This is a genomic window from Marinospirillum perlucidum (assembly GCF_003336805.1).
GTDB lineage: Bacteria > Pseudomonadota > Gammaproteobacteria > Pseudomonadales > Halomonadaceae > Marinospirillum > Marinospirillum perlucidum.
Genome location: NZ_QFWJ01000002.1, coordinates 217,757 through 242,724, shown reverse-complemented (window position 1 = coordinate 242,724; position 24,968 = coordinate 217,757). Strand labels below are relative to the sequence as shown.

At 54.0% G+C, this 24,968-nt stretch carries 21 protein-coding genes; 10 read left to right on the top strand and 11 right to left on the bottom strand.

The window, feature by feature from the left end:
• The first annotated feature begins 25 nt into the window (after window positions 1-25).
• Entirely contained in the window at window positions 26-649 is a 624-nt protein-coding gene (gene ribA / locus DFK18_RS03665; RefSeq protein ID WP_114416860.1) for a GTP cyclohydrolase II, read from the top strand.
• Here ribA and DFK18_RS03660 read toward each other — a convergent pair.
• The 6 genes from DFK18_RS03660 to hrpB all read right to left on the bottom strand — a co-directional run bounded on the left by DFK18_RS03660 (window position 643) and on the right by hrpB (window position 7,386).
• Window positions 643-1,269, bottom strand: a complete 627-nt coding sequence (locus DFK18_RS03660) for an acyloxyacyl hydrolase (RefSeq protein ID WP_114416859.1) — start codon at window positions 1,267-1,269, stop codon at window positions 643-645. The two genes, ribA and DFK18_RS03660, sit on opposite strands and share 7 nt — an antisense overlap.
• Entirely contained in the window at window positions 1,269-1,658 is a 390-nt protein-coding gene (locus DFK18_RS03655; RefSeq protein WP_114416858.1) for a RidA family protein, read from the bottom strand. The genes DFK18_RS03660 and DFK18_RS03655 overlap by 1 nt, the downstream gene beginning before the upstream one ends.
• Before the next feature lie 24 nt (window positions 1,659-1,682).
• Window positions 1,683-3,800 (bottom strand): bifunctional GTP diphosphokinase/guanosine-3',5'-bis pyrophosphate 3'-pyrophosphohydrolase, encoded by a 2,118-nt coding sequence (gene spoT, locus DFK18_RS03650; RefSeq protein WP_114416857.1) that lies wholly within the window; start codon window positions 3,798-3,800, stop codon window positions 1,683-1,685.
• A gap of 55 nt (window positions 3,801-3,855) precedes the next feature.
• The gene (gene rpoZ, locus DFK18_RS03645; RefSeq protein ID WP_114416856.1) at window positions 3,856-4,107 is read right to left on the bottom strand and encodes a DNA-directed RNA polymerase subunit omega; all 252 of its coding nucleotides are present in this window, start codon (window positions 4,105-4,107) and stop codon (window positions 3,856-3,858) included.
• 85 nt (window positions 4,108-4,192) lie between these two features.
• Window positions 4,193-4,813 carry a guanylate kinase gene (gmk, locus tag DFK18_RS03640; protein WP_114416855.1) on the bottom strand — a complete coding sequence of 207 codons (621 nt, stop codon included), beginning with the start codon at window positions 4,811-4,813 and terminating at the stop codon, window positions 4,193-4,195.
• 122 nt (window positions 4,814-4,935) lie between these two features.
• Window positions 4,936-7,386: an ATP-dependent helicase HrpB gene (gene hrpB / locus DFK18_RS03635; protein WP_114416854.1), complete on the bottom strand. Its 2,451-nt coding sequence runs from the start codon at window positions 7,384-7,386 to the stop codon at window positions 4,936-4,938.
• Between the two features lie 143 nt (window positions 7,387-7,529).
• Between hrpB and ahpC the strand changes: the two genes are divergently transcribed.
• The 4 genes from ahpC (at window position 7,530) to DFK18_RS03615 (ending at window position 13,488) form a co-directional block, all read left to right on the top strand.
• Window positions 7,530-8,096 carry an alkyl hydroperoxide reductase subunit C gene (ahpC, locus tag DFK18_RS03630; protein WP_114416853.1) on the top strand — a complete coding sequence of 189 codons (567 nt, stop codon included), beginning with the start codon at window positions 7,530-7,532 and terminating at the stop codon, window positions 8,094-8,096.
• Between the two features lie 79 nt (window positions 8,097-8,175).
• The gene (gene ahpF / locus DFK18_RS03625) at window positions 8,176-9,762 is read left to right on the top strand and encodes an alkyl hydroperoxide reductase subunit F (protein WP_114416852.1); all 1,587 of its coding nucleotides are present in this window, start codon (window positions 8,176-8,178) and stop codon (window positions 9,760-9,762) included.
• A gap of 141 nt (window positions 9,763-9,903) precedes the next feature.
• Complete coding sequence (locus DFK18_RS03620) at window positions 9,904-11,445, top strand: FMN-binding glutamate synthase family protein (RefSeq protein ID WP_114416851.1); 1,542 nt, start codon at window positions 9,904-9,906, stop codon at window positions 11,443-11,445.
• A 192-nt stretch (window positions 11,446-11,637) separates the two neighbouring features.
• Window positions 11,638-13,488: a methyl-accepting chemotaxis protein gene (locus DFK18_RS03615; RefSeq protein ID WP_114416850.1), complete on the top strand. Its 1,851-nt coding sequence runs from the start codon at window positions 11,638-11,640 to the stop codon at window positions 13,486-13,488.
• A gap of 38 nt (window positions 13,489-13,526) precedes the next feature.
• Here the strand turns inward: DFK18_RS03615 and DFK18_RS03610 are convergent, their stop codons facing one another.
• A complete protein-coding gene (locus tag DFK18_RS03610) occupies window positions 13,527-15,176 on the bottom strand; it encodes an alpha/beta hydrolase-fold protein (RefSeq protein ID WP_162299671.1) in 1,650 nt (549 codons plus the stop codon).
• The gene (locus DFK18_RS03605; RefSeq protein ID WP_114416848.1) at window positions 15,166-17,079 is read right to left on the bottom strand and encodes a TonB-dependent receptor plug domain-containing protein; all 1,914 of its coding nucleotides are present in this window, start codon (window positions 17,077-17,079) and stop codon (window positions 15,166-15,168) included. Before DFK18_RS03605 ends, DFK18_RS03610 begins: the two co-directional genes overlap by 11 nt.
• Before the next feature lie 220 nt (window positions 17,080-17,299).
• Between DFK18_RS03605 and DFK18_RS03600 the strand changes: the two genes are divergently transcribed.
• Window positions 17,300-18,298, top strand: a complete 999-nt coding sequence (locus DFK18_RS03600; RefSeq protein WP_114416847.1) for a serine hydrolase domain-containing protein — start codon at window positions 17,300-17,302, stop codon at window positions 18,296-18,298.
• A 459-nt stretch (window positions 18,299-18,757) separates the two neighbouring features.
• Window positions 18,758-19,627, top strand: coding sequence for a DUF3800 domain-containing protein (locus DFK18_RS03595; protein ID WP_114416846.1), 870 nt, complete (start codon window positions 18,758-18,760; stop codon window positions 19,625-19,627).
• A 361-nt stretch (window positions 19,628-19,988) separates the two neighbouring features.
• Here the strand turns inward: DFK18_RS03595 and DFK18_RS03590 are convergent, their stop codons facing one another.
• Window positions 19,989-20,849 carry a YicC/YloC family endoribonuclease gene (locus DFK18_RS03590; RefSeq protein ID WP_114416845.1) on the bottom strand — a complete coding sequence of 287 codons (861 nt, stop codon included), beginning with the start codon at window positions 20,847-20,849 and terminating at the stop codon, window positions 19,989-19,991.
• A gap of 58 nt (window positions 20,850-20,907) precedes the next feature.
• On the opposite strand from DFK18_RS03590, the gene rph reads away from it, so the two are divergent.
• A complete protein-coding gene (rph, locus tag DFK18_RS03585; protein WP_114416844.1) occupies window positions 20,908-21,627 on the top strand; it encodes a ribonuclease PH in 720 nt (239 codons plus the stop codon).
• Window positions 21,628-21,917: 290 nt separating this feature from the next.
• Here the strand turns inward: rph and DFK18_RS03580 are convergent, their stop codons facing one another.
• Window positions 21,918-22,673: an exodeoxyribonuclease III gene (locus tag DFK18_RS03580; RefSeq protein ID WP_114416843.1), complete on the bottom strand. Its 756-nt coding sequence runs from the start codon at window positions 22,671-22,673 to the stop codon at window positions 21,918-21,920.
• Window positions 22,674-22,757: 84 nt separating this feature from the next.
• Here DFK18_RS03580 and pyrE point away from each other — a divergent pair, with 84 nt between their 5' ends.
• Both pyrE and DFK18_RS03570 read left to right on the top strand, forming a co-directional pair.
• Window positions 22,758-23,402, top strand: a complete 645-nt coding sequence (gene pyrE, locus DFK18_RS03575; RefSeq protein WP_114416842.1) for an orotate phosphoribosyltransferase — start codon at window positions 22,758-22,760, stop codon at window positions 23,400-23,402.
• Between the two features lie 27 nt (window positions 23,403-23,429).
• Window positions 23,430-24,017, top strand: a complete 588-nt coding sequence (locus DFK18_RS03570; RefSeq protein ID WP_114416841.1) for a YfaZ family outer membrane protein — start codon at window positions 23,430-23,432, stop codon at window positions 24,015-24,017.
• Window positions 24,018-24,019: 2 nt separating this feature from the next.
• Here DFK18_RS03570 and DFK18_RS03565 read toward each other — a convergent pair whose 3' ends face one another.
• Window positions 24,020-24,838 (bottom strand): ATP-grasp domain-containing protein, encoded by an 819-nt coding sequence (locus DFK18_RS03565; RefSeq protein WP_114417082.1) that lies wholly within the window; start codon window positions 24,836-24,838, stop codon window positions 24,020-24,022.
• Window positions 24,839-24,968 lie beyond the last annotated feature (130 nt).

Here is a 24,968-nt window from a genome sequence, read left to right as displayed (position 1 = left end):
TTCACCATTTGAGAGATAGAGACCCGTGACACTGCGTTTTGTTGCCTCTTCACGTCTGCCTACCCCCTGGGCCACCTTCACCATGCACGGTTTTGAAGATACGGAAACCGGCAAGGAGCATCTTGCCCTGACGCTGGGTGAACTGGATGAGGATCAACCGGTACTGGCCAGAGTACATTCCGAATGCCTGACCGGGGATGCACTCTTCTCTTTACGTTGTGATTGCGGTTTTCAATTGCAGGAAGCTCTGAAAAGAATTGCTCAGGAAGGGCGGGGTGCGCTGCTTTATCTACGCCAGGAAGGACGGGGGATCGGCCTGCTGAACAAAATCCGGGCCTACCATCTTCAGGATGCCGGAGCCGACACCGTGGAAGCCAATGAGCAGCTGGGATTTGCTGCCGATCTGCGCGACTATTCCATGCTCATCCCCATGCTCAAACACCTGCAAATCAGCCGGGTGCGTCTGATGACCAATAATCCGCGCAAGGTGGCCGCGCTGGAAAACTATGGCCTTCAGGTTGCAGAACGTCTACCGCTGACCACCGGCATGAATCCCCACAACAGCCACTACCTCAACACCAAGGCCAGCAAACTGGGTCACATGATGTCGGCAGAGGACTTCGAGGATTCAGGCAACCCGCATCAGTAGTGGTAGCTTAAAGCCAGGATATTAAAATCGATGCCGTTATTCTGCTCGGCCATGCCGTTGTTGGAATAGTGGCGATAACGCAGGGCCAGCTCCCATTGCTGTTGTGCACCCCACTGCCAGCCTAAAGCCAGCGTATCGGAGAATTGATAATTCTGGCCAAACTCATGATCTGTAGCTGGAAAACGGCTGGCCGACATGAAGGTGGCACCGATCGAGGTTTCCAGGTAAGGCAACCAGGCCAGGGGTGTTTGCAAACGAAACACCGGAGTCAGTACCAGCAGATTATTACGGTCCTGGGTACCGGCTTCACGCTTTCCTTCCCAGTATTCCAGTGCCACCTGGCCATAGAGTTTGATCTGCAGCCAATCCCCTTGATGCAGATCCTGCCAGTGCCAACGCCAGGCTGCACGATGCGCCATCACCTCTTCACCCTGACCTGATTCAACCAGCACCGCATCAGCACCCATGGGGTTGGTCGCCAGGGTGGTAATCAGGGTCGTGGCTACGGCTGTTTGCCAGAAGGCACTGCCTTCAACCGGCTGAGCTTTTAATGAGGGAGCCAGCACCAGGGCTAGGAATAAAAAAAGCCCGGCCCGGCTGCAGCTTTGCAAAGCGGACATCAGTCGCCGACCACCATAACCCCTTCGGCCTCGAATGCCACGCCCTTGGGCAGTGCAGCAACCTGCACGGCAGCACGAGCGGGATAGGGCTGGGTAAAGTAGCGGGCCATGACTTCATTCACGGTGGCAAAGTTAGCCAGATCGGTCAGGTAGAGGTTCACCTTGACCACTTCATCCATGCTGCCACCAGCGGCTTCACAAACGGCCTTGAGGTTTTCAAAAACACGAACGGCCTGGGCCTCGAAATCGCCTTCGATCACCTGCATGGTTTCCGGAACCAGTGGAATCTGGCCGGACAGATAAACGGTATTACCGGCTTTGACTGCCTGCGAGTAGGTCCCTATGGCTTCGGGGGCCGCGTCGGTATTGATTACTGCTCGATTGCTCATGTGTTGCTCCTTCTTATTATCAAATCATCTCAGGCGCACGACCCGATTCACTTCCGGCAGGCGACGCAATTTTTTCATGACCCGGGCCAGATGGATACGGTCCCTGACCAGCAATTCCAGGGTCAGGATAGACAGGCGTGCATCTCTTTCATCAACGCTGATTCTTTCCAGATTGGCATCCACTTCCGTCACCTGGGTGGCAATCCGGGCAATGATGCCGCGTTGATCTTCAATTTCCAGCTTGAGGCTGACACTAAAGTCGCCCTCGGTGACTTCTGCCCAACTCAGGCCCACGCATTTGTCGGGATTATCGCGAATATCCTGAAGATTGCGGCAGTTATAACGGTGCACCACGATGCCATTGCCAAAACTGATATGGCCCAGAATGGAATCGCCGGGAATCGGACGACAACAACGGGCAAAAGTCACCACCATGCCTTCAGTGCCATGGATGATCATATTGCCATCATCATTGGTTTCTGCCGTTACCGATGCATCAGCATCCAGCAGGCGTCGCGCGACCATATAGGCCATGCGCTTGCCCAGACCGATGGCTTCCAGCAGCTCCTGCTCACTGGCCACCTGCATTTCTTCCAGCAGTTGATCCAGACGTTCCTTGGGCAGATCATCCAGATGCACATCAAACTGGGCCAGGGCTTTTTCCAGAAGACGCTTGCCCAAGGCTTCGGATTCACTGCGCTGCTGCTGCTTGATGTAGTGGCGAATGGCAGATCGGGCCTTGCCCGTGGTCACAAACGACAGCCAGGCCAGGTTGGGGCGGGCACCGGCTGCAGTAATGACCTCGACCGTCTGACCACTTTGAATACTGGCCGACAAGGGCGCCAGCTTGCGATCGATCCGGCAGGCGACACAGGAATTACCGACATCGGTATGCACGGCATAGGCAAAATCAACCGGCGTCGAGCCTTTGGGCAGCTCCATGATGTCACCACTGGGGGTAAACACATAGATCTCGTCAGGGAAGAGATCCACCTTGACGTGTTCGATGAACTCCAGCGAATCCCCCGCGCGCTGCTGCATTTCCAGCAGCCCCTTGACCCACTGGCGAGCCCGGGCATGGCTACCCTCAGCAATCGGCCGATCGGTTTGGCCTGCCTTGTAAAGCCAATGGGCGGCCACACCATTATTGGCCATGGCTTCCATTTCCCGGGTGCGTATCTGGACCTCAATGGGCATACCACTCAAGCCAAAGAGCGTGGTATGCAAGGATTGGTAACCATTGGCCTTGGGAATGGCGACATAATCCTTGAAGCGACCGGGAACCGGCTTGTAGGTATTGTGCACCGTACCCAAAGCGCGATAACAATCATCCACGGTTTCGGTCAGCACCCGGAAGGCGTAAACATCCATGATGTCGTTAAAGGATTTACGCTGGTGCTTCATCTTGCGGTAGAGAGACAGCAGGTTCTTTTCCCGGCCGATCACCCGACCCTTGAGGCCTTCGCTTTCCAGACGCTCCTGAAGACGCTGCTGAATTTTCTTGACCACTTCCTTACGATGCCCGCGCACACTAAGCACTGCCTTGCGCAGGCGTTCATAACGCATGGGATAGATTGCCTGAAAACTTAAATCTTCCAGTTCCAGACGCAGGGTGTTAATCCCCAGACGATTAGCAATGGGGGCATAGATATCCAGGGTTTCACGGGCAATACGACGCTTTTTTTCGCGCTTGAGCGCCCCCAGGGTGCGCATATTGTGCAGGCGATCCGCCAGCTTGACGATAATAACGCGAATATCCTCGGCCATGGCCAGAACCATCTTGCGAAAGTTCTCGGCCTGGGCTTCAGCCTTGGATTCGAATTTAATCTGGGTAAGCTTGGAAACCCCGTCCACCAGCTCGGCGACGGACTCCCCGAACTGACGGGATACCGCTTCCTTGTTAACCCCGGTATCTTCGATCACATCATGCAAAAGCGCAGCGATCAGCGCCTGGTGATCCAGATGCAGATTAGCAAGAATAGTGGCAACAGCCAGAGGATGGGTGACATAGGGTTCGCCGGAACTGCGGCGCTGACCATCATGTGCCTGCTCGGCAAAAAAATAGGCACGTCTGACCTGCTGAATTTCTTCAGCAGGCAGATAGCCTTTTAGACGGTCACAGAGGTCTTCAATCGTGTTCATTACCCACCTTCAGGTGTAAAGACTGAAAAAGCGGCGGGCAATTAACAGCATGGAATCAATAATCCTGCTGCTGGAGTTCTTCCTGAGCTTCTACAGCCTTTACTTCAGCTTCATCCAGAATGGATACGTCCGTCTGCCCTTCGGCAATTTCACGCAGTGCAACGACGGTTGCCTTGTCGTTTTCCCAGTCAACGTGGGGATCCTTGCCACCCAAGGTTAGCTGGCGGGCGCGACGAGTAGCAACCATTACCAGTTCAAAACGGTTTTCAACATTCTCAAGACAATCTTCAACAGTTACACGAGCCATGGAGTGACACCTGACAATAGCAGTGGGTAGGTTTTACAAGACCCGCCATTGTAGCGGAGCGTCCACCCCCACAACAAGTGGCAGTTTATTGCAGCAGATCGGCCAACAAGGCCTGGCAACTGATCTGTTGATTGTCCCGCGTTAATCTTTGAGCCACAAAAATCGCTTCCAGTTCCTTGAGCGCCTGCTCGAAGTCATCATTGATCACCAGGTAATCATATTCTGGATAGTGACTCATCTCACTGATCGCCTGGCGCATCCGCCCGTCAATCACTTCTTTGCTGTCCTGGCCGCGCTGTTCCAGGCGTTCGCGCAAGGCAGCCTGGGAAGGGGGAAGAATGAAAATGCTGGTGGCTTCCGGCATTTTTTTACGCACCTGCTGCGCACCCTGCCAGTCAATTTCCAGAATCACATCCACCCCGGCGGCCATGCGTTCTTCCACGCTCTTTTGGGCAGTGCCGTAGTAGTTACCAAAAACCTCGGCCGACTCAAAAAAGGCCCCTTCCTCACGCAACTGAAGAAAAGCTTCCTGACTGGTGAAATGATAATTCACCCCATCTTTTTCTCCGGGCCGCGGTGAACGAGTGGTGTGAGATACAGATACTTCCAGACGGGCCAGCTTTTCCAGCAGGGCTGCAACCAGACTGGTTTTTCCGGCACCTGAAGGGGCCGACAGGATATATAAGCGACCTTGCGGCTGCGACATGGCAAACTCCCTGAAACAAGACACGATCGATAGGCTGAAAAATAAAAAGCAGCCGAATCCGGCTGCAGTACACATTATTAGGTGCCAAGTTTACCCTGAGTAGAGCTGCTAAGCGACCCGCATCAGCGCCCTTGGGTCGCTCTGCGGGTTTTGCGGGTAGCTTCAGCCGTCAGGGGGTCATCCGGCCAGGGGTGTTTGGGGTAACGCCCGCGAAGATCCTTGCGTACTTCAAAATAGCCTTTCTTCCAGAAGCTGGCCAGATCACGGGTAATCTGGACCGGCCGACCGGCTGGCGACAAGAGATGAATGACCAGAGGAACTCGACCCTGAAGCAGGCGCGGGGTTTCCTGCCAGCCAAACACCTCCTGCAGCTTGACAGCCAAAACGGGTTCTTCACCGCTGTAATCCACCGGCAGGCTGGAGCCACTGGGCACCTCCAGGCGCTCGGGCAGTAACTGCGATAGCTGTTGCTGCAGGGACCAATCCAGAGATTCCAGCAACCACTGCCCCAGGGGTTGACGCGCCAGCTCGTCCAGTCGGGTCATCCCGGTTACCCGGGGCAATAACCAAGCATCCAAAGTCTCCAGCAAGGCTTCGGGGGTCAGGGCTGGCCAGGGCTCACCCAGGTAGCGATGTGCCAGGCGTAACCGCCCCAACAACTGCTGATCCTTGGCTGAAAAGGGCAGGGGTTCACCGGAGCGCAAAGCCTGGATCAGGACCTCGGCCGCCTTCTCTTGAGCTAGTGGTTGCAAGGGACGGCGCTTCAACAAGAGTTGGCCCAACCACAGCTGCTCTTCAGCCACTACCTTCTTTTCTTCGCTATTCCAGAAAACAACTTCTTTGGGGATAGCCTCCCGATTCAACCGCTGTTGCACCAGCTCTTCCGGCAGGGCCACGGCCTGATAAACCCGCGCCTGCTGGGCCTTGCCATCCAGATTGACAGCCACCAGCCAGGTATTTCTGGCCAGAGGATGCTGCTCGGGGAGGGCCAGCTGTCCCCCCGTGATCAATTTATAACGCCCCTCACCCTGGGAAAAGGCAAGGCGGTCGGGATAAGCCGCCAGCAATAAATCCGGCAGATGATCCAGTTCCACCGGCTCCAGGCGACAACCCAAGCGCTCAGCCCAGAGGCGTGCTGTCCTGCGCCAGCGGCCCTGTTCACCCTGGCTTTTTTGATCCGGCAAGCGGGTCATTTCTTCCTGCAAATCAAGCTGGCTACCGCTTAAGCCTTCTTCCAGCCAGGCTACCAACCAGGCAGCCAGGGGCAGGGCTTGCAGCTCCTTGGCTTTTTCCAGCAGTACGCCCAAGCGCGGATGAGTGGACCAGCGAGCCAATCCTTGACCTAGGGCCGTAAGACCCAGGTGGGCATCCAGTACCCCCAGACGCCTGAGAAGATCCCGCCCCGCCTGAAGCGCAGCGGCCGGTGGCGGCGTCACCCAGTTGAGCGTTGTGGCCTCCTTGATCCCCCAACGCGCCAGCTCAAAGGCCAGGCCGGACAGGTCAGCCTGCAGGATTTCCGGCTCCCGATGGGCAACCAGCGGCTGCTCCCGGCTCCAGAGACGATAACAACAACCCGGTGCTTCACGACCAGCTCGCCCTTCGCGTTGATCGGCACTGGCCTGGTTCACTTGCTGGGTGGTTAGCCGGGTCAGACCCGAGCGTGGTTGAAAAACCGGCAACCGCTCCCGCCCTGCATCGATAACGACTCGGATACCGGGCAGGGTCAAACTGGATTCCGCCAGGGCTGTGGACAAAATAATGCGACGCACGCCACCAGGCGGTGGACTGACAACGGCTTTTTGTTGTGCCAGGGGCAGCTGGCCATAGAGGGGCTGAATTTGCAGGGCATCGCTTTGCAGAACTTCAAGCTTCTGCTGCAAACGCCGGATTTCTACCTGTCCCGGCAAAAACACCAGCAGATCGCCTTCCTGTTCTTGCAAAGCCTCGCGAATGACCCTGGCCTGATGCTCGCTGGCGTCCTCTCTGAGTGGTGGCGGTCGATAGAAGCGGGTAATCGGGTAACTACGGCCCGGACAGCGAATCACCGGGGTTTTCTCTCCCAGCAAACGGGTCAGGGCGTCTACATCCAGCGTTGCCGACATCACCAGTAGTTTAAGGTCTTCCCGTATTGTCTCCTGCACCTCACGAGCCAACGCCAGCCCCAGGTCCGCCTCCAGACTACGCTCGTGAAATTCATCAAAGATAATACCGGCCACGCCTTCAAGCAGCGGGTCTTCCTGAATCCAGCGGGTCAGCACGCCCTGGGTGACCACCAGCAAGCGAGTGGAAGCACTGGCCCGACTTTCACCGCGAACGCGGAACCCCACGCTCTTGCCCAGTTCTTCGCCCAGCGTTTCCGCCATAAAACCGGCGGCCAGACGCGCTGCCACCCGGCGGGGTTCCAGCAACAGCCAGCAACCGGCTTCGCCAACCTCCTGCTGCATCAAGGCCAGGGGCACACTGGTGGTTTTACCCGCCCCGGGTTCGGCGACCAGCAGACAGGTGTTGTCTTGCTGAAGACAGCTCACCAATTGCGGCAAATAGGCATCTATGGGCAGGGTGCGGGCGGACATCTCGAGGGCCTTTCTTATCTTGATAGCAAAATCTAATCATGCCGTTGTATTTAATCAATTTCAAACATGGATCAGGGATCGCTAGTATAAACCCCGTACAGACAAACACCTTTTCTAATCAACTGACTTCAAGGAGTTGGATAATGCCACAAGCAATCAATACCGAAATCAAACCTTTTAACGCTACCGCTTTCAAACAGGGCGAATTTGTAGATATCAGTGAAGCTGATGTAAAAGGCAAGTGGGCTGTTTTCTTCTTCTACCCAGCTGACTTCACTTTCGTTTGCCCCACCGAGCTGGGCGACGTTGCCGACAAGTACGAAGAACTGCAAAAGCTGGGCGTGGAAGTCTTCTCCGTTTCCACGGACACCCACTTTACCCACAAAGCCTGGCACGACTCTTCCGAAACCATCGGCAAGATCAACTACTACATGGTGGGCGACCAGTCCGGCAACATCACCAACAACTTTGGTGTTATGCGTGAAGGCGCTGGCCTAGCCGACCGTGCCACCTTTGTGATCGATCCTGACGGTGTTATCCAGGCGATGGAAATCACTGCTGAAGGCATCGGCCGTGATGCTGACGATCTGCTGCGCAAGATCAAAGCAGCTCAGTACGTTCGCAACCACCCAGGCGAAGTTTGCCCCGCCAAGTGGAAAGAAGGCGAAGAAACCCTGGCTCCTTCTCTGGACCTGGTTGGCAAGATCTAAATGGATCGCCACTCCCGTCAGCCTTGGGGCTGACGGGTTCGCCTCCCCCTTTTTTCATCTTTACCACAGGACACGCATCATGTTGGACGCCAATCTCAAGAAGCAACTGGACACCTACCTGCAGAAGATCGTCACCCCGATTGAGCTAAGCGTGTCCAGTAACGATGAACCCAAATCTCAAGAATTACTGGAGTTGGCCGGAGAAATTGCCGGACTCTCCTCACAAATCGAACTGAAAGACGCAGCAGATTCCAAGCGTACCCCGAGTATGGCGATAGCCGCCCAGGGACAGGAAGCGCGCATCCGTTTTTCCGGTATTCCCATGGGCCATGAGTTTACCTCCCTGGTACTGGCACTGCTGCAAACCGGCGGCCATCCTTCCAAGGCCGAGCCGGAAGTGATCGAGCAGATCCGTAGTCTGCCCGGTGAATATCACTTTGAAACCTTTGTTTCCCTGTCCTGCCAGAACTGCCCGGATGTGGTTCAGGCACTGAATTTAATGGCCACGGTCAACCCCAGAATCACCCATGAAATGGTGGATGGGGCCCTCTTCCAGGATGAAGTGGAAGAAAAACAGATCATGGCCGTGCCTTCGGTTTACCTGAATGGTGAACACTTCGGCCAGGGCCGCATGACTCTGAATGAAATCGTCAATCAGCTGGATAGCGGTGCTTCCGAGCGCAAGGCTGCAGAACTCAATGAACGCGATCCCTACGAAGTACTGGTCGTGGGCGGAGGGCCTGCCGGGGCTTCAGCAGCCATTTATGCTGCACGCAAGGGCATACGCACCGGTATTGTTGCCGAGCGTTTTGGCGGCCAGGTCATGGATACCCTGGGTATCGAGAACTTTATCTCCGTACCCTACACCGAAGGCCCCAAACTGGTGGCCAGCCTTGAAGAACACGTCAAAGACTATGACGTGGATCTGGTCACTGAACAAAAAGCAGCCAGCCTCAAACAAAGCGACTATATTGAAATAGGCTTGGAAAGCGGCGCTACGCTCAAGACCCGCAGCCTGATTCTGGCCACGGGTGCCCGCTGGCGGGAAATGAACGTCCCCGGCGAGCGTGAATATCGCGGCAAGGGCGTGGCCTATTGCCCCCACTGTGACGGCCCCCTGTTCAAGGGCAAGAAGGTCGCTGTCATCGGTGGCGGTAATTCCGGCATCGAGGCCGCCATCGATCTGGCCGGCATCGTATCTGAAGTTACAGTGCTGGAATTCGGCGAAACCCTGAAGGCAGACCAGGTGCTCCAGGCCAAGGCCCGCTCGCTGCCCAATGTGGAGATCATTACCAACGCCTTGACCACCGAGGTCAAGGGCGATGGTCAAAAGGCCACCGGTCTGATCTATACCGACCGGGCCAGCGGTCAAAGCCACGAACTGGATGCCGCCGGTATTTTTGTCCAGATAGGCCTGATGCCCAACACCGAATGGCTGCAGGCTTCTGATCTGCAACTCAGCCGTTTCGGGGAAATTGAAATCGACAGCCGCGGTGCTACCAATCTGCCCGGTGTCTTTGCTGCAGGGGATGCCAGTAATGTGCCCTACAAGCAGATCATCATTGCCATGGGTGGCGGTGCAACAGCAGCACTCAGTGCTTTCGACCACCTGATCCGGACACCTGCGCCGGAAGAAGGTCGCAAGGCTGCTGCTACGGCTGACTAACCGCTGCCACGTCACCTTTACTCAACGCATGCTGTGCTTTACCGCCCCCCAGGGGGCGGTTTTTTTATTTTTACGTCAATCGGAGTAAACTCTTCCAGCAGCATCCGAATACTCAAGTACCTTGCCAAGTGAGCAGAAAACATGAACACCACGCTGGTCAATTTTGCAGTTACCTTTGTTGCCATCATCGGCATCCTCTTTATTCTCCTGATCCTAGGCCTGGTGATTACAGCGCTGGTGATGTATCAATTCGACAAGCGCCAGACGGCTCATACTATCCGCCGCAACTATCCACTGCTCGGCCGTTTTCGCTATATCTTTGAAAACCTGGGTGAATTTTTTCGCCAATACTTTTTTGCCATGGATCGTGAAGAAATGCCCTTCAACCGGGCCCAGCGCTCCTGGGTTTACCGGGCTGCCAAGAATCTGGATAACACCATTGCCTTTGGCTCCACCCGCGATCTGCGCAAACCCGGCACCTATTATTTTCTCAACACCCCCTTTCCCACGCTCAGTGAAGATGCCGCCAGCAGCAAGCCTCTGCAGATCGGTCCCTTTTGCCGCCTGCCCTATGATGCACCCTCCTTTTTAAATATCTCCGGCATGAGTTTTGGTGCTCTTTCCGTTCCCGCCATACGTGCCCTATCCCAGGGAGCGGCCCAGGCTGGCTGCTGGATGAATACCGGGGAGGGGGCGCTATCCAAACATCATCTGGAAGGTGGCTGCGATATTGTTTTTCAGATCGGCACCGCCAAGTATGGAGTGCGTGATGCCCAGGGGCGCCTGGATGAACAGAAACTGGCCCAAGTAGCTGCCATCGAGCAGGTACGCATGTTTGAAATCAAGCTTTCCCAGGGGGCCAAACCGGGTAAGGGCGGCATCCTGCCCGGCGACAAGGTCACCCCGGAGATTGCCGAAGCTCGCGGCATTCCGGTCGGTGAAGCCTCCATCAGCCCCAATCGTCACCCGGATATCAACAACCTGGATGACCTTCTGGATTTTATTGCCCGTGTCCGTGACATCACCGGCAAGCCCGTAGGCTTTAAACTAGTGCTGGGCACCACTGACTGGCTGGAGGCCTTTTGCCAGAAGGTGCTGGAAAGAGGTGTGGAAGCCGCCCCTGATTTTATTACCCTGGATAGCGCCGATGGTGGAACCGGTGCTGCTCCCATGCCCCTGATGGATAGTGTCGGTCTGCCTTTAAGGGATAGTCTGCCGTTACTGGTCAACCAGCTGATTAAACATGGTCTGCGTCAACGTATCCGTATCATTGCTTCCGGCAAGCTGATCAATCCCACCGATGTCGCTGCAGCCCTGTGCATGGGGGCTGATTTCACCGTCACTGCTCGCGGCTTCATGTTTGCGCTGGGCTGCATCCAGGCACTGCAATGCAATAAGAACACCTGCCCCACGGGGATAACCACCCATAATCCTCGCCTACAACAGGGCCTGGTACCAGCGGTCAAGGCCAAGCGGGTCGCCAACTTTCATCACAACCTGGTGCATGAAGTCGAGCTGATTGCCCACGCCTGTGGTGCCCCCGAGCCACGACAATTGAAAAGAGAGCACGCTGCCGTGGTGGTCGATGGTGGTGCCGTAGCACTGAATCTGCTTTATCCCACGGATTCACACCAGCTCAAGCCGGAAACCACAGCCAGTGAAGAAAAAGAGATTGCTGAATAAATTTATTTATTTTCAATTATTTAAAAATTAGACGCACCAAAAAAACCTAAATAAAACTATACGCACCAAAAGATATCAAAAATAGCAATCAATTGTTTCAAGATTGTATCAGCGTCACCAAATAATAATTTTAATACTTAGCAAGCTTGGTTATATTTATGAATGCAGAATGCATTTTTTATAGGCCATAACATGCTAATCAAACATAAATTGATCCTCAATGCCGTCTTGGCTGCCATCTCCCTTCTGGTGCTTTTCGGCTTGATGGCGTGGAGTTTAAATACTCTGGAACGCCTGGCCAATGGCCAACAGCTAGCTCAAAAGCTGGAAACCCAGATGCTCACACTGCGTCGACATGAAAAGGATTTTTTAATGCGTCAGGATACGAAGTACCTGACACGTTTTGATGCAACCCAGGAAGAAATCCGCCAACTCTTAAATCAACTGCGCGCTCTCGGCAACGACTATGAGATGGATCTAGGCTCTCTGAATGCCCTGGAGGCCACCTTCTCCGAGTACCAGGGGCTTTTTCACGAGCTAGTGGCGACCACTGAAGAAATCGGTCTGGATCATGAATCCGGCCTCCAGGGAGCACTGCGCTCGGCTGTGCATGATGTCGAGGAAACCCTGGAAGCCATGAATGCCGATACAATTCTGGTGACCCTCCTCCAACTCAGACGTGCCGAGAAGGACTTCATCCTGCGTGGCCTGGAAAAATACCCCCAACGTTTTGATGACCTGATTGTTCAGCTACGCAGCCAATTGCAGGAAAGAAATGTTCCTGGCGCAACCTTTACGTTGGTCGACCAATACCAGAACCGCTTTCAGGACTTTGTGGCCGGTCATCGGCAACTGGGTTTGAGCAGTGAAGAAGGCCTGCGCGGTGAAATGCGCTCTGCTATCCACCAAACCGAAACCCTGCTCGAAGAACTGGTCCTGGCTTTGGAGGAAGGTTTAAGTAATCGCATCAGCCAAGCTCATACGCTGGGTCTTGGGCTGTTTGTCCTGGTTCTGATTATTACCTGCGTGACGACCCTGTTGATTGGACGCTCTATCTTCAAGCCGATTCGCCAACTGGTGGCCGATATTCGCCAGATCGACCTAACCCATAACCTGGCCTTAAGGGTTCATCAAGAGGGTAAGGATGAAATCTCTGCAATGGGAGCCGGTCTGAACCAGATGCTGGCCGGATTTCAGGAGGTTATTAAAAAGGTCAATGCAGCCGTGGCGACCATGAATGCCACCACCGGCGAACTCTCGCAAAATGCCTCGCGCACTTCTGATGACATTGCCCGCCAGCGTGAGGAAACCGAGCTGGTGGCAACAGCCATCACCGAGATGGTCAGTACCATCGAAGAAATTGCCAGCAATACCGAGCATATGGCTGCCAATGCCAACAGCACCCATGAAAACGCCCTGAGTGGTCAGGCGCAGATTCAGGAAGCCATCAGTGTGATCCACCACCTGTCAGATCAACTGGAAGGTTCGGTTCAATCCGTCTCCCAACTGGCCGAGCAAAGCCAGACCATCGGTGAGGTGTTGGGTGTGATTGGCGACATTGCCGAGCAAACCAACCTTCTGGCCCTGAATGCGGCCATTGAAGCCGCTCGTGCCGGTGATCAGGGTCGCGGCTTTGCCGTGGTGGCCGATGAAGTTCGAGCCCTGGCGGCCCGCACCCAGGATGCCACCCAGGAAATCAACGATATCATCACCGCCTTGCAGGGCAAGACTGAAGAAACGGTTCGAGTCATTCACCAATGCCGTGAAGATGGTCAAAGCAGTCGCGAACAGGCTGGTCGTGCCGAAGCCATTCTCGACAGCATTACCGAAGAGGTGACGGATATCTCCCAGCGAGCTACTCAGGTCGCCGCTGCGATTGAAGAGCAAAGCGGGGTTGCCAATGAAGTAGGCCAGAATGTCGTCGCCATTCGCGACATCACCGATCAAGCCGCTGATGCTGTGCAAAGCAACGCCCAGGCCAGTGACGCCATTGCCAGTCAGGCCCGGGAACTGCAAAAGGTGGTTAGTGAATTTAAAGTCTAAGTCTGGCTAGGTTCTGCTCCGATGAGGCCATAGTGGTCTCATTGGAGCGAGCCGAGTAGATGCAGTAATCCCCGATGCAGCGTCGCCCGCCAGTGAAAATAATCATGGCCGGCACTGAATTCTTCCAAAATAACCGGATAACCTTTCACTTCCAGTAATTGGGCCAGCTGGCGATTGGCATTTAAAATGCCGCTTTCACCAAAGTCCGTTTCAAAAAGCCCTGCACTCAAATAAAAACGCAGAGGTTTGCGCTCTGTCTCGGCAACTTGGGCATTAAACCACTCGGGGCGATCGGCAGCTTCCGGGCTCCACCAAAAAGAACCTGATTGGCTCAACACCAGGCCGAAGTTCTCAGGGTGATGAAAAGCCGTACAGGCGGCCGCCAAACCACCAAAACTGGCTCCGGCCAGCAACGTCTTTTCAGGCTGAAAATGAAAGCCGGTGGTCTGCCCGATCCAGGGCAAAAGCTCCTTCGCCATAAAATCGGCAAACACCGGGTTGCAGGGCAGTTCAGAAGTACGTGCAGCACGATTGGGATTGCTGACAAAAACAGCAACCAGCGGAGGGATTCGCCCTGCGCTGATCAGGTTGTTCAGAATTCTGGGCGTGGGCACCTGGCTCAGATAGTCATCACCATCAAAGAAGATGGCCAGAGGCACCACACTGCCGGGTTCGGCCTGCAGAGCCTGCGGCATAAAAATCTGCACCGATCGCTGATTTCCTAACAGCTCGCTGGCCAGCTGATAGGATTGAACCTCGGGCAGGGATTGATCCGCTTGTTGCAGAACGGCTGGAGGCTCTACCTCTAATTCCAGAAAAGAGCGGGTGTTATAGGCATCCGCCAGTAAATACGGCTGCCAACTATGGGGATTATGAGGGTCCTGACGAGCACGCGACAGGATGGCAACCCGCTGCTCCCGCGCTGACCCCTGAATTTGTGGCACATCGGCTGCCAGCTGGTAACTCATCCGCGTACCCACCGGCAGACTATAACTGAGATACCAGATGTCAGTCGCCCCCAGACGCTTCAAAGCTGCATGTTCATAACTGGGACCGCCGAAAAGCAAAACCTGCTGCTGCGCACCTCGCCAAAGAAAAGTCACCAGGCGTTCATCAGTCTGCAGCTGCGCATGAGGAACTTCATCCGAGGTTTCAATCAAGGGGGTTCCCGCTGCAACCAGTTGTGACCAGACAGCATCAGGATCCTCTCCAGCATCCAGGGCCTGACGGGCTTCTCCTACCCGGGTGCTTAGAGGGTGGGAGGCGGCCACCGGCTCATCCACTGACAGCGGTACCTTTTCCAGCTGCAGTTGAACCCGGGCCGCTGCCTCTTCTGCCTGAACTTCCAGGCGAAAGGGCCCGGCAGATTCGGGGCTAAAATAAATAAAGGCTTCCCTGGCACCCGGCTGAGCCAGATATTTAACTGGCCGCCCCCCAGCACCACGGATCACTGCCTGAATGCCCGAGTTACTGCTTAAGTAGCCTCGCAGGTAATCACCAGCTTGCAGAGGCAAATCCAGCGTCCAAACCTCCTGGCTTGCCAACTCCAGCCGGGTATCCACCGGCATGGCTTGCACAGAACTCAGCCAGAAAAGCGCCAGTAATGCCAGCGCAGAATTGATGATCCTGCCCGCCCACAGGGGGCGGGCAGGCGAAGAGCCTTCCTTGGCAAACAGCCTAGAAATCATAGCTGAAACCAGCATAGATGCTGCGGCCCACCAGGTTGCTGGCGTAGTCATCGCCGTCATCATCCAGGCTGACATTGGTCAAATTGTTGATACCGCCACGAACCACCAGGGCCTGGGTGAGCCTGGAGTTAACGGCTAGATCCAGCTCCGTGTAAGCATCCTGCTCTTCATCGCTGGAATTGACCTGGGTACCGGTATGTCTTGCCCCCAGGCGTACTTCCGAGGCATCCAGAAAGGCCCAGTTCACGCCCAGATTCAACTGGTGGCGCGGACGGTATTCCAGCTCGCCTTCACCATTCTCTTCGGTATCCAGATAGGCATAGCTGGCATCCAGACGCACACTGGAGGTCAAATCAGCATCACCTTCCAGCTCTACACCCTGTAACTCCACTTCATTCAGGTTTTCCCAGGAGCGATCACCGGTCACGGAATCTCGAGTTGCAGAAATCATGTCCTCGACCTGGGTGCGGAAAACCACTGCACTCATACGCCAGCTTTGCTGATCGATTTCGGCACCGGCCTCAAAGCTGGTACTGGTTTCCGGCACCAGATCCGGGTTGCCCGGAATAAAGCAGGAACCCCCGCAGCTGACGATTTGATACTCTTCCACGATCTGGTGAGGGCTGGGCGCCTTGTAAGCCGTGCTCACGCCGCCTTTCAGGGAAAGGCCGTCACTAAGCTGGTAAACCAGATAGCCGCGCGGGGTAAATTCGCCCCCAAAATCATCATGATGATCATAGCGGCCACCCAGGGTCAGAGTCAGTTGATCGGTCAGCAGCATTTCATCCTGAACAAACACCGCCTGCATGGCAGCATCACTACCGCCGGACTGGGTAAAGGAGACGGCATCCTTGACTTCCTGATTACGGAACTCATAACCCAGGCTCAAACCATGCATGCCCAGATTCATGCTGGTATTAGCCGCCAGGGTCAGGTTTTCTTCTTCCAGGTGGCGCTGCTTGGGGCTGGGATAACGGCTGTTGTAATCATCAATTTCACCCGACTCCAGATTGGCACTCAAACGGGTCATACCCCAGGTCCAGTGGCCTTCATGGCTCAGACCCAGGGTGGTGCGCTGAATATCCTGTTCCCGGTAATCCGGTCCGGAACTGTAGACGCCATAGGGTCTTTCATCCTGGTTCAGTGACAGGTCAGCACTCAGGGTTTGCTGGTTATCCACATCCCAACTGAGTGAAGAAGAAAGATTGCGCGCCTGCTTTTCCTCGCGTTCTGGCACCTGGTCACTGGTGTCCTGATACCAGGCATCACGATCATAAACCTCGGCACTGACTCGCAAGTAAACATCCGTGGCCAGAGGACCGGCAGCCGAGAGGTTCGTTCTCAACTCCTTGCCATCTTCACCCTCGGTCACCAGCTCGTAGACACTGTCGAGACTGGCTGACCACTGGCCGGGAGCCTGCTTGGTAATGATATTAATCACACCACCCATGGCATCCGCCCCATAAAGGGAAGACATGGGGCCACGAACAACTTCAATACGCTCGATACTGGACCGGGGAATGGAGCTGAAATCAAAATCACCGCCACGCCAGAGCGCATTGGAAGACGACACCCGCTTGCCATTGACCAGAACCAGCGTGTAGCTGCCGCCCAGCCCCCGCACGCGGATGTCATCCCGGCCCGAAGAATCCGTGGAATTAAGAACACCAACATTACGGCCAATCAGGTCAGCAACACTCTGGGTGGGATTATTACGCAGCTCTTCAGCACCAATCACCGAGGTAAAAGCCGGAGCACTCATTTGTGAGTGTTGCGTCCCCGACGCAGTCACTATGACAGCATCCAGCTCTTCTTCTGCCTGGGCGAGGGGTTGAAAAACCAGCAAACTGGCGGCAAGTGCGGTCAAAGTAAACGAATGCGAACCCAGAACTCGACGGGCCATAAATAAATCCTCCTGGCGTGCTCCCTGGAAGAGCAATGAAAGTTAGTGGCTTCTGAGGGAAGCCTTGCAGAGGATCTAAATGCTAATCGTTTTCATTGGTATATGCAAAATATTTTCACTTTGTTCTAACCCCCCTCACCGAGATTCGTAATCAACCAAAAAATGAACCCCTGGCCTGAAAAAGCTCTAACACTCAACACAAGCAGAAGGACAGGAAGACATGCACCGCCGCACCTTTGCCAAATTTGCACTCTCCAGCTTTGCGCTACCCTGGTTACCTAAGGTCAGCGCACATACCTCTTCACGGCTGGATGCTGCTTTCAATTCGCTGGATCAACTCTATTCCCTGCAAATTCAGGTCGGGGACCAATTGCTTTATGCTCAAGCCCCTCGAGGGCCGGGACTAGATTCCCTGGCACCGATCAAATCCTGCTCCAAAAGCCTGGTAGCCCTGCTGCTGGGTAGTTGCATTGCCAGAAATGAAATCGACTCGGTCGAGCGCCGCCTGGTGGAAGTGGCACCGGGTCTGATTCCCGAGTCAGCCACAGAGGGTGTGGATAAGATAACCCTGGAGGATCTGGTCACTCTGCAAGCGGGGCTGGAAGGCACCTCGGGTCAGGAATATGGCGTCTGGGTGAATTCTGCCAACTGGATCGAGGATGCCCTCACCCGCCCCCTGGTGGAAGAGCCGGGCGAAGGCATGGTTTATTCCACCGGCACCACCCACCTACTGGGGGCAGTACTTACCGAAGTAACCGGCAAGAGCCTTTTGCAATTGGCGCGGGAAAGACTGGGCGAGCCGATGGGTTTTCGTATTCCCCCTTGGGTGCAAGACCCGCAAGGCTATTACCTGGGCGGCAATGGCATGGCCATGACCCCGCGCGCAATGCTCAAAGTTGCTCAGCTGGTTAGAGATGATGGCCGCTACCAGGGCCGGCAGCTACTGCCCGAAAACTGGATGCAGGCCTCCAAAATCCCCCGCACTCAATCCCCTTATTCCGGCATGGGCTACGGCTATGGCTGGTTTATATCCGCGAGCGGCTATGTCATGGCGCGTGGCTATGGCGGCCAGATCATCGCCGCCCACCCGCAAACGCAAATGGCCCTGGCCATCACCTCCGACCCCAACCGTCCGGCCTACTCCGAAGGCTACTTCGGTGACCTGATGCAACTACTGGAAGGGCCGGTGATGGAAATGACAATACGTGAATCGGCTTAACCTGCATCAAAAATTCAATATGTATTTTAAATAAAATTTAGGTAGCCTCTGATTAACGTGATGAGCGCAGGTTAGGCAAGGCGAAATTGAACGAAAAAGCGGAGTTTACAAGTAGTAAATGAGCATTTTGAGGCCAATTTCAACGCAGCATAAGCAAGCGCAATAGTTAATCAGAGGTTTCTTAGTTGATTAGTGACTCCTTTGCCCATAAACACAAGGAGACAAATTCATTGTTAACTAGAGAATAAATTAATAATATCGTATTTAAGCGCCACAGCATCATTCTTATTGAGTTTAATAGCTATTTACTCATATGATTCGGATAGCCGAGAAACTTAAAAAAGCTGTGCATGCACTTGTGAGCATCACCTTGCAACGATTGTTAACCCGCTAGTAAGTTGGCCTAATGACTATACTGTGGAGGGCTGCAAAATTATTTGGGACCAAAGGAACTAAGCGATGGCGGAAATACTACAGCTACCTCTGTTCGAACAGGACCCGTCAGCGGACTTGGTTGACGAGGCCACGCATTCTAAGAAAATTGATACAGATAGCCTCTTCAGTAAATACATTGTGTACGTAGATGAAAGCGGTGATCATGGTATGGATACCATTGATCCACAATACCCCCTATTTGTTCTGGCTTTTTGTGTATTCCACAAACGTCATTACAGCGAGCAGGTTGTATCAGCTCTTGAAAAGTTCAAGTTTAATCACTTTGGACATGATCAGATAGTTCTGCACGAAAATGAGATTCGCAAGGAAAAGGGGCAATTCAACATTTTTCGCAGCCGGGAGCAGAAGCATCAGTTTCTTCATGAACTAACCGAAATCATTCAGTACAGTAACTTTATTCTGATTAGCTGTGTCATTGATAAACGTCGCCTAAAGAAGCAGGATTCTTCCGGAGGAAACCCCTACCATATAGCGCTTGGCTTTTGCCTTGAAAAGCTCTATGAGTTCCTTCATGAAAAGCAGCAACAAGGATTACTGACTCATGTGGTAGTGGAGAGGCGTGGACCCAAGGAAGACGATGAGCTGGAGCTTGAGTTTCGGCGAATTTGTGACCGAAACAACTCTCAGAGTATCGTTCTGCCCTTTGATGTTTTGTTTTCCGACAAAAAGGTGATGTCTTCTGGACTACAGCTTGCTGATCTGGTTGCTCGCCCTATAGGCATTAGCGTTCTTAGACCCGAACAAACGAATAGAGCATTCGATGTACTCAAATACAAGTTTTACTGTGATGGAGGAAGATATTGTGTTGGAGAAGGGTATGAGGACCTAGGTTTGATGATTTATCCACCTCCAGAAAGCGAAAAGCCCCGATGAAACTCACCGAGGCTACAACGCCGACCGGGCACCCCCAATCCACTTGCCATAAATTATAGACAAGAGCCTCGGTAGGATGCAATAGGAACTTCAATACACAAAGAAATTGACTTCAAGAACGCCGTAGAGCTCGCACTGGTTGCCAGAAGGGAAATACCACCGGGCTCGATGCTGAACCCCCCTTGTTCTCTACAAAGATCGTGATTTCTCTGCAGAAAAACAACCAAAGATCTGAGAGCGGTTTTACAACCTGGAGGCAAGCAAGGTCGAGAGTAGCTTCTAGATACTCTAACGAAAGAATTATCCATCTAAAGGCGCACTTGCCGTACTGCACAAGTCTTAATACCGGCACAGCAGGCAGCTACTCAATATTCTGAATCTGCTCGCGCATCTGTTCGATCAGTACCTTGAGGTCGACCGAGACCTGGGTCATGTCCAGGCTCATGGCTTTGGAGCCGAGGGTGTTGGCTTCGCGGTTCATTTCCTGCATGAGGAAGTCGAGGCGACGCCCCACGGGTTTTTTGCTTTTTAGGGCCAGGCGTACTTCCTTGACGTGGGCATTGAGGCGATCCAGCTCTTCGGCAACATCCTGTTTTTGCGCAAGCAAAACCACTTCCTGCTCCAGACGCTGGGGATCGACCTCCACGGCCAGTTTTTCGGCTTTTTCCAAGAGGGAGCGACGCCAGAGTTGCAGGGCTTCGGGCAGGTAGTCCTGGGCTTTTTGCAGGCGCTCACTGATGGCACCCAGGCGTTCTTCGATCATTCCCGCCAGGGCTTCACCTTCACGCAGGCGGTTGGCCTTGAGTTCTTGCAGCGCCTGATCAAAGGCTTTCAGGGCTTCTGTTTTGACGGCTTCCAGGTCAACTTCCTGCGCCTGGAGCACTCCCGGCCACTGCAACAGGGTCAGAGGATCAAGCGAGGCAGCCGGGGTGCGGTTGTAGACCTGGTCGGCAGCGGCGATCAGTTGATCCAGCAATTCGCTGTTCACCTGCATGCCTTCACCGGCTTCCACCGGATAAAAACGCAACTGGATATCGACCTTGCCGCGACTGAGCGAGGAGCGCAGTTTGTGCCTTAAATCCGGTTCCAGACTGCGCAAGCTTTCCGGCAGGCGAAAGCTGGGTTCCAGATAGCGCTGATTGACCGAGCGGATTTCCCAGCTGAGGCTGCCCCAGGATGGCTGAATTTCATGTCGGGCGAAGGCGGTCATGCTGGCAATCATGTTGAATCCTTAATGTGTATAATGCGCGCTAAATTCATTCAAGGCTTTAGGTAGACCCATGCGACCCAGTGGAAGAACACCCGATCAAACACGAGAAGTCACTCTGAGCCGTCATTTTACCAGTCACGCCGAGGGCTCTGTACTGGTTTGTTTTGGCAATACCCAGGTGATTTGTACCGCCAGTGTTGAAAAGGGCGTGCCTCGCTGGCTGCGCGGCAAGAATCAGGGCTGGTTGACCGCCGAATACGGCATGTTGCCCCGTGCCACCCATTCTCGCAACAACCGTGAAGCCACACGTGGCAAACAGGGCGGTCGCACGCTGGAAATCCAGCGCCTGATCGGTCGCTCCCTGCGTTCGGCGGTGGATTTGAAAAAGCTGGGTGAGTACACCATCACTCTGGATTGCGATGTCATCCAGGCCGATGGCGGCACCCGTACGGCCTCCATTACCGGCGCTTGTGTGGCCCTGGTGGATGCACTGCGTAGCCTGCAACTGCAAAAAGTCCTGAAGGAAGATCCCTTCAAGCAGTTTATTGCTTCCGTATCGGTGGGCATCTATAAGGGTGAGCCAGTGCTGGATCTGGACTATGCCGAGGATTCCAACTGTGAAACCGATATGAATGTGGTCATGACCGAAGGCGGCCAGTTTATCGAGGTGCAGGGAACTGCCGAGGGCCAGCCGTTCAGCCGCGATGAGATGAATGCCATGATGGCGCTGGCGGAAAAAGGGTGTGAGGAGTTGATTGGGGTGCAGAAGAAGGCTTTGGAAGCCATCTAAGAAACCTCTGATTAACTATTACGCTGCGACCCACATGGACGTGGGAAGTGCAGCGATTCATCTGGAATTAATCCTGCCTCTGCTGCGTTGAAATTGGCCTCAAAGTGCTCATTTACTCCTTGTAAACTCCGCTTTCTCGTTCAATTTCGTTGGCGACCTACACGGATGTAGGAAGTGCTGGAATTCTTCAGGAAGGAATTCAGCCTTAGCCTGCGCTCATTACGTTAATCAGAGGCTCCTTCATATTTATTCCCCTCTATTTGATTTCGGCATTCATTGCCGAGATCAAACTAGAGATCGTATTCAACAATCAGCGGTGCGTGGGCCGAGAAGTTAACGCTGGGGTCAATCCAGGCCTTCTTGATACACTTGCGCAGATTGGGGCCGGTGACCTGGTAATCCAGGCGCCAGCCTTCCTGCCGCTCTCTGTCTCTGTCCTGATTGGGCCAGAAGGTGTACTGGTCAGCATCGCGGTTTACTTCGCGGAAGGCATCAATGTAACCCAGAGGGCCAAAGACCTGATCCATCCAGGCTCTTTCTTCCGGACGGAAACCAATGCTCAGCTGGTTATCCTGCCAGTTGGCCAGATCCAGGGTCTTGTGGGCGATATTCCAGGAACCGCAAATAATGTACTCACGGCGTTTACGGCGCAGTTTGGTGAGAAACTCCAGGTACTGTTCCATAAACAGTTTTTTCTCGGCCGGGTTGATGCCAGAAGGCATCTGAAAGCTGCAGACGCTAACCTTGTCAAAATCCGCCTGCATAAAGCGGCCTTCACGATCTGCCAGTTCAAAACCCAAACCGGTCATGATGGCTTTGGGCAGGGTACGGCAGTAGATGCCCGTGCCAGCAAAATCATCCTGCTCGGCGTCGAAGAAATAACCTTCCCAGCCGTCAGGGCGTTCGATGGCATCACCCAGCTTGTAGGACTTGGTGCGCACATCCTGAACACAAACTACGTCGGCATCCTGCTGCTGAAGCCAGTCAAGGAAGCCTTTTTCAACGGCTTGTTTGAGGCCGCCGACATTCAGGGTGATCACTTTCATATCGAGCGTTGTTCCCGTTCCTGCGTGGTTACACGTTTATTTAGGGTGTATGATACCTGACCTTAATACTTTAGGGGAATTGCTGTGCTTGATTATCAACAAGACTTTATTGATTTTGCCATTAAACAGCAGGTTTTGCGTTTTGGCGAGTTCACCCTCAAGTCAGGCCGGGTGAGTCCATATTTTTTCAATGCCGGTTTGTTCAATACCGGCGAGGCCTTGACCAAACTGGGCCATAGCTATGCTGAAGCCATTACCCGTTCCGGGCTGGAGTTTGATCTCCTGTTTGGGCCAGCCTACAAGGGTATCCCCTTGGCAGCAGTGACTGCCAGCACTCTGGCTGAGCATTATGGTCGCACCACCCCTTTTGCCTTTAATCGCAAAGAAGCCAAAAAACATGGCGAAGGTGGGCAGCTGGTGGGTGCCGAGCTACAAGGACGCCGCGTTCTGCTGATCGATGATGTCATTACTGCAGGAACCGCCATCCGTGAAGTACTGCCTTTGATTGAAGAAGCCGGGGCCACTCTGGCTGGTGTTGTGATTGCACTCAACCGCCAGGAAAGAGGCCAGGGCGAACGCTCGGCAATCCAGGAGGTCGAGCAGGACCTGGGTGTTCCCGTTGCCAGTATTATCAGCCTCGAGAATATTATTGATTACCTGAACGCTTCCTCTGACTTGCAGTCACATGCTCAAAGCATTGAAAATTATCGCCAGAAATATGGTGTTTAAGTAACCATCCATTAAAGGAAACCCATCATGCTGGTTAACAAATTGAGATTTTTATCAGCGACTCTTGTTTTGGGCCTTTCCGGTCAGGCCGCCGCCTTCAGTCTGGCGCCCGGTTCTCTGGAAGCCAACCTGAACAATGAGAGTGTGCAGTTTGAATACGACAAGCCGGTTGAAGGCACTAGCAACCTGCACGTCAATGTCGGGGCTCTTTATACCGAACATCTGGAAGCGGATTCGACCACCCTGGTCACGGCCGGTTTTCAGGGTGTGGAAACAGATAACCAGACCTACCGTGCAGCGGTTGGCGCTCGCCTCTACGCCTATGATGCGCCAGCAGAGACAACAGGTACAGCGCTGGCCGTAGGCGGCCTTTTCTACCACATCGTTCCCGGAGCTCCCTATGTCTCCTTAGGTGGCTACGGTTGGGTTGCCCCCCAGGTCACCAGTTTTGGGGATACCGAGCAACTCTTTGAAGCAGGGGCACGTGTTGCTTACCGGGCTATAGAAAACACCGATGTATTTGTTGGCTATCGCTACCTGCATTTGGAAACCGAGCAGGGCTTCGATGATTCTCTCGAAGATGGCCTGCATCTGGGTTTCCGGCTGAATTTCTAAGCCTAGATATCGCTCAGATCAGTCATGCCTGAGGCTGCCGGCTTATGAAACCGGCGGTCTTCAGGCTGCTGCAGATAACGCAACAGTAGCTCACTATTGCTCTTCTGCCCCACCAGCATCCCCTGGTTGCCAAACAGACGGTTAAACTCGAACAGATAAGGCCAGCCGTCAACCACTGCCAGATCAAAACCACCGTGATCTATCCCGACTTGCCGGGCCAAGCTTGTAACCAAATCCAAGGCAGCCTGAGGAATTGCTTCACGGCTAATCTGCCCGCCCTGGGAGAGGTTATTAAGAAACTGCCCTTGCGGGGCAATGCGCCAGTAGGCATCCAGAATATCATCCCCCACCCAGACCACACGCAAATCACGATCGATGGGTAATTTTTCCTGGATATAAAGTGTTTCGTGGTTGGCGGCCCAATCAAAGAGTTCGGCTTCGGTCTTCAACAAGGCCACACCTTCACCGCGTGAACTTTTAATCGCTTTGGCCACCAGCGGCAAGGCAAATTCATCCAAGAGTTGATACAAAGCCCGGCGAGAACTGCCATGAATAGCCGTTTTTGGTAGGTGTTGAGGACAAATGGCCTGGAAAGCTCGGGTCTGCTCAATCTTGTTGTGCCCCAGATAGTAGCTGGCCGGACTGGGAAAGATACGTTTTTTCAGGGCATAGAGCAGGGTATTGATCTGCCAGTATTCAGGAAAAAGCACCCAATCGGCATCACGGATTTCATCCAGATGGGCCAGCATGGAATCGGGTTTGATATAACGAACGCCGGGTAAACCCAGGGTTCGAAGCGGGTCGAAGGAAATGAGTTTCAAGGCCGTAATCTCAGTGACCGGAAGGCGGCGCAATAGTAATCCCAAACCGGAAGGTGCACCAGCAATAAAACCCGCAGGTCACGCAAAAGCTTCAATAGCTACTTACAAGTGCTTTTGGCTACTGCATAAT

Coding starts and splice junctions, on each gene's coding strand:
- DFK18_RS03595 (WP_114416846.1), top strand. CDS start 18,758: ATGGCGGAAATACTACAGCTACCTCTGTTCGAACAGGACCCGTCAGCG.
- DFK18_RS03620 (WP_114416851.1), top strand. CDS start 9,904: ATGAACACCACGCTGGTCAATTTTGCAGTTACCTTTGTTGCCATCATC.
- gmk (WP_114416855.1), bottom strand. CDS start 4,813: ATGTCGCAGCCGCAAGGTCGCTTATATATCCTGTCGGCCCCTTCAGGT.
- DFK18_RS03580 (WP_114416843.1), bottom strand. CDS start 22,673: ATGAAAGTGATCACCCTGAATGTCGGCGGCCTCAAACAAGCCGTTGAA.
- rph (WP_114416844.1), top strand. CDS start 20,908: ATGCGACCCAGTGGAAGAACACCCGATCAAACACGAGAAGTCACTCTG.
- spoT (WP_114416857.1), bottom strand. CDS start 3,800: ATGAACACGATTGAAGACCTCTGTGACCGTCTAAAAGGCTATCTGCCT.
- DFK18_RS03590 (WP_114416845.1), bottom strand. CDS start 20,849: ATGATTGCCAGCATGACCGCCTTCGCCCGACATGAAATTCAGCCATCC.
- DFK18_RS03610 (WP_162299671.1), bottom strand. CDS start 15,176: ATGATTTCTAGGCTGTTTGCCAAGGAAGGCTCTTCGCCTGCCCGCCCC.
- DFK18_RS03615 (WP_114416850.1), top strand. CDS start 11,638: ATGCTAATCAAACATAAATTGATCCTCAATGCCGTCTTGGCTGCCATC.
- hrpB (WP_114416854.1), bottom strand. CDS start 7,386: ATGTCCGCCCGCACCCTGCCCATAGATGCCTATTTGCCGCAATTGGTG.
- rpoZ (WP_114416856.1), bottom strand. CDS start 4,107: ATGGCTCGTGTAACTGTTGAAGATTGTCTTGAGAATGTTGAAAACCGT.
- DFK18_RS03655 (WP_114416858.1), bottom strand. CDS start 1,658: ATGAGCAATCGAGCAGTAATCAATACCGACGCGGCCCCCGAAGCCATA.
- ahpF (WP_114416852.1), top strand. CDS start 8,176: ATGTTGGACGCCAATCTCAAGAAGCAACTGGACACCTACCTGCAGAAG.
- ahpC (WP_114416853.1), top strand. CDS start 7,530: ATGCCACAAGCAATCAATACCGAAATCAAACCTTTTAACGCTACCGCT.
- DFK18_RS03605 (WP_114416848.1), bottom strand. CDS start 17,079: ATGGCCCGTCGAGTTCTGGGTTCGCATTCGTTTACTTTGACCGCACTT.
- DFK18_RS03660 (WP_114416859.1), bottom strand. CDS start 1,269: ATGTCCGCTTTGCAAAGCTGCAGCCGGGCCGGGCTTTTTTTATTCCTA.
- DFK18_RS03600 (WP_114416847.1), top strand. CDS start 17,300: ATGCACCGCCGCACCTTTGCCAAATTTGCACTCTCCAGCTTTGCGCTA.
- DFK18_RS03570 (WP_114416841.1), top strand. CDS start 23,430: ATGCTGGTTAACAAATTGAGATTTTTATCAGCGACTCTTGTTTTGGGC.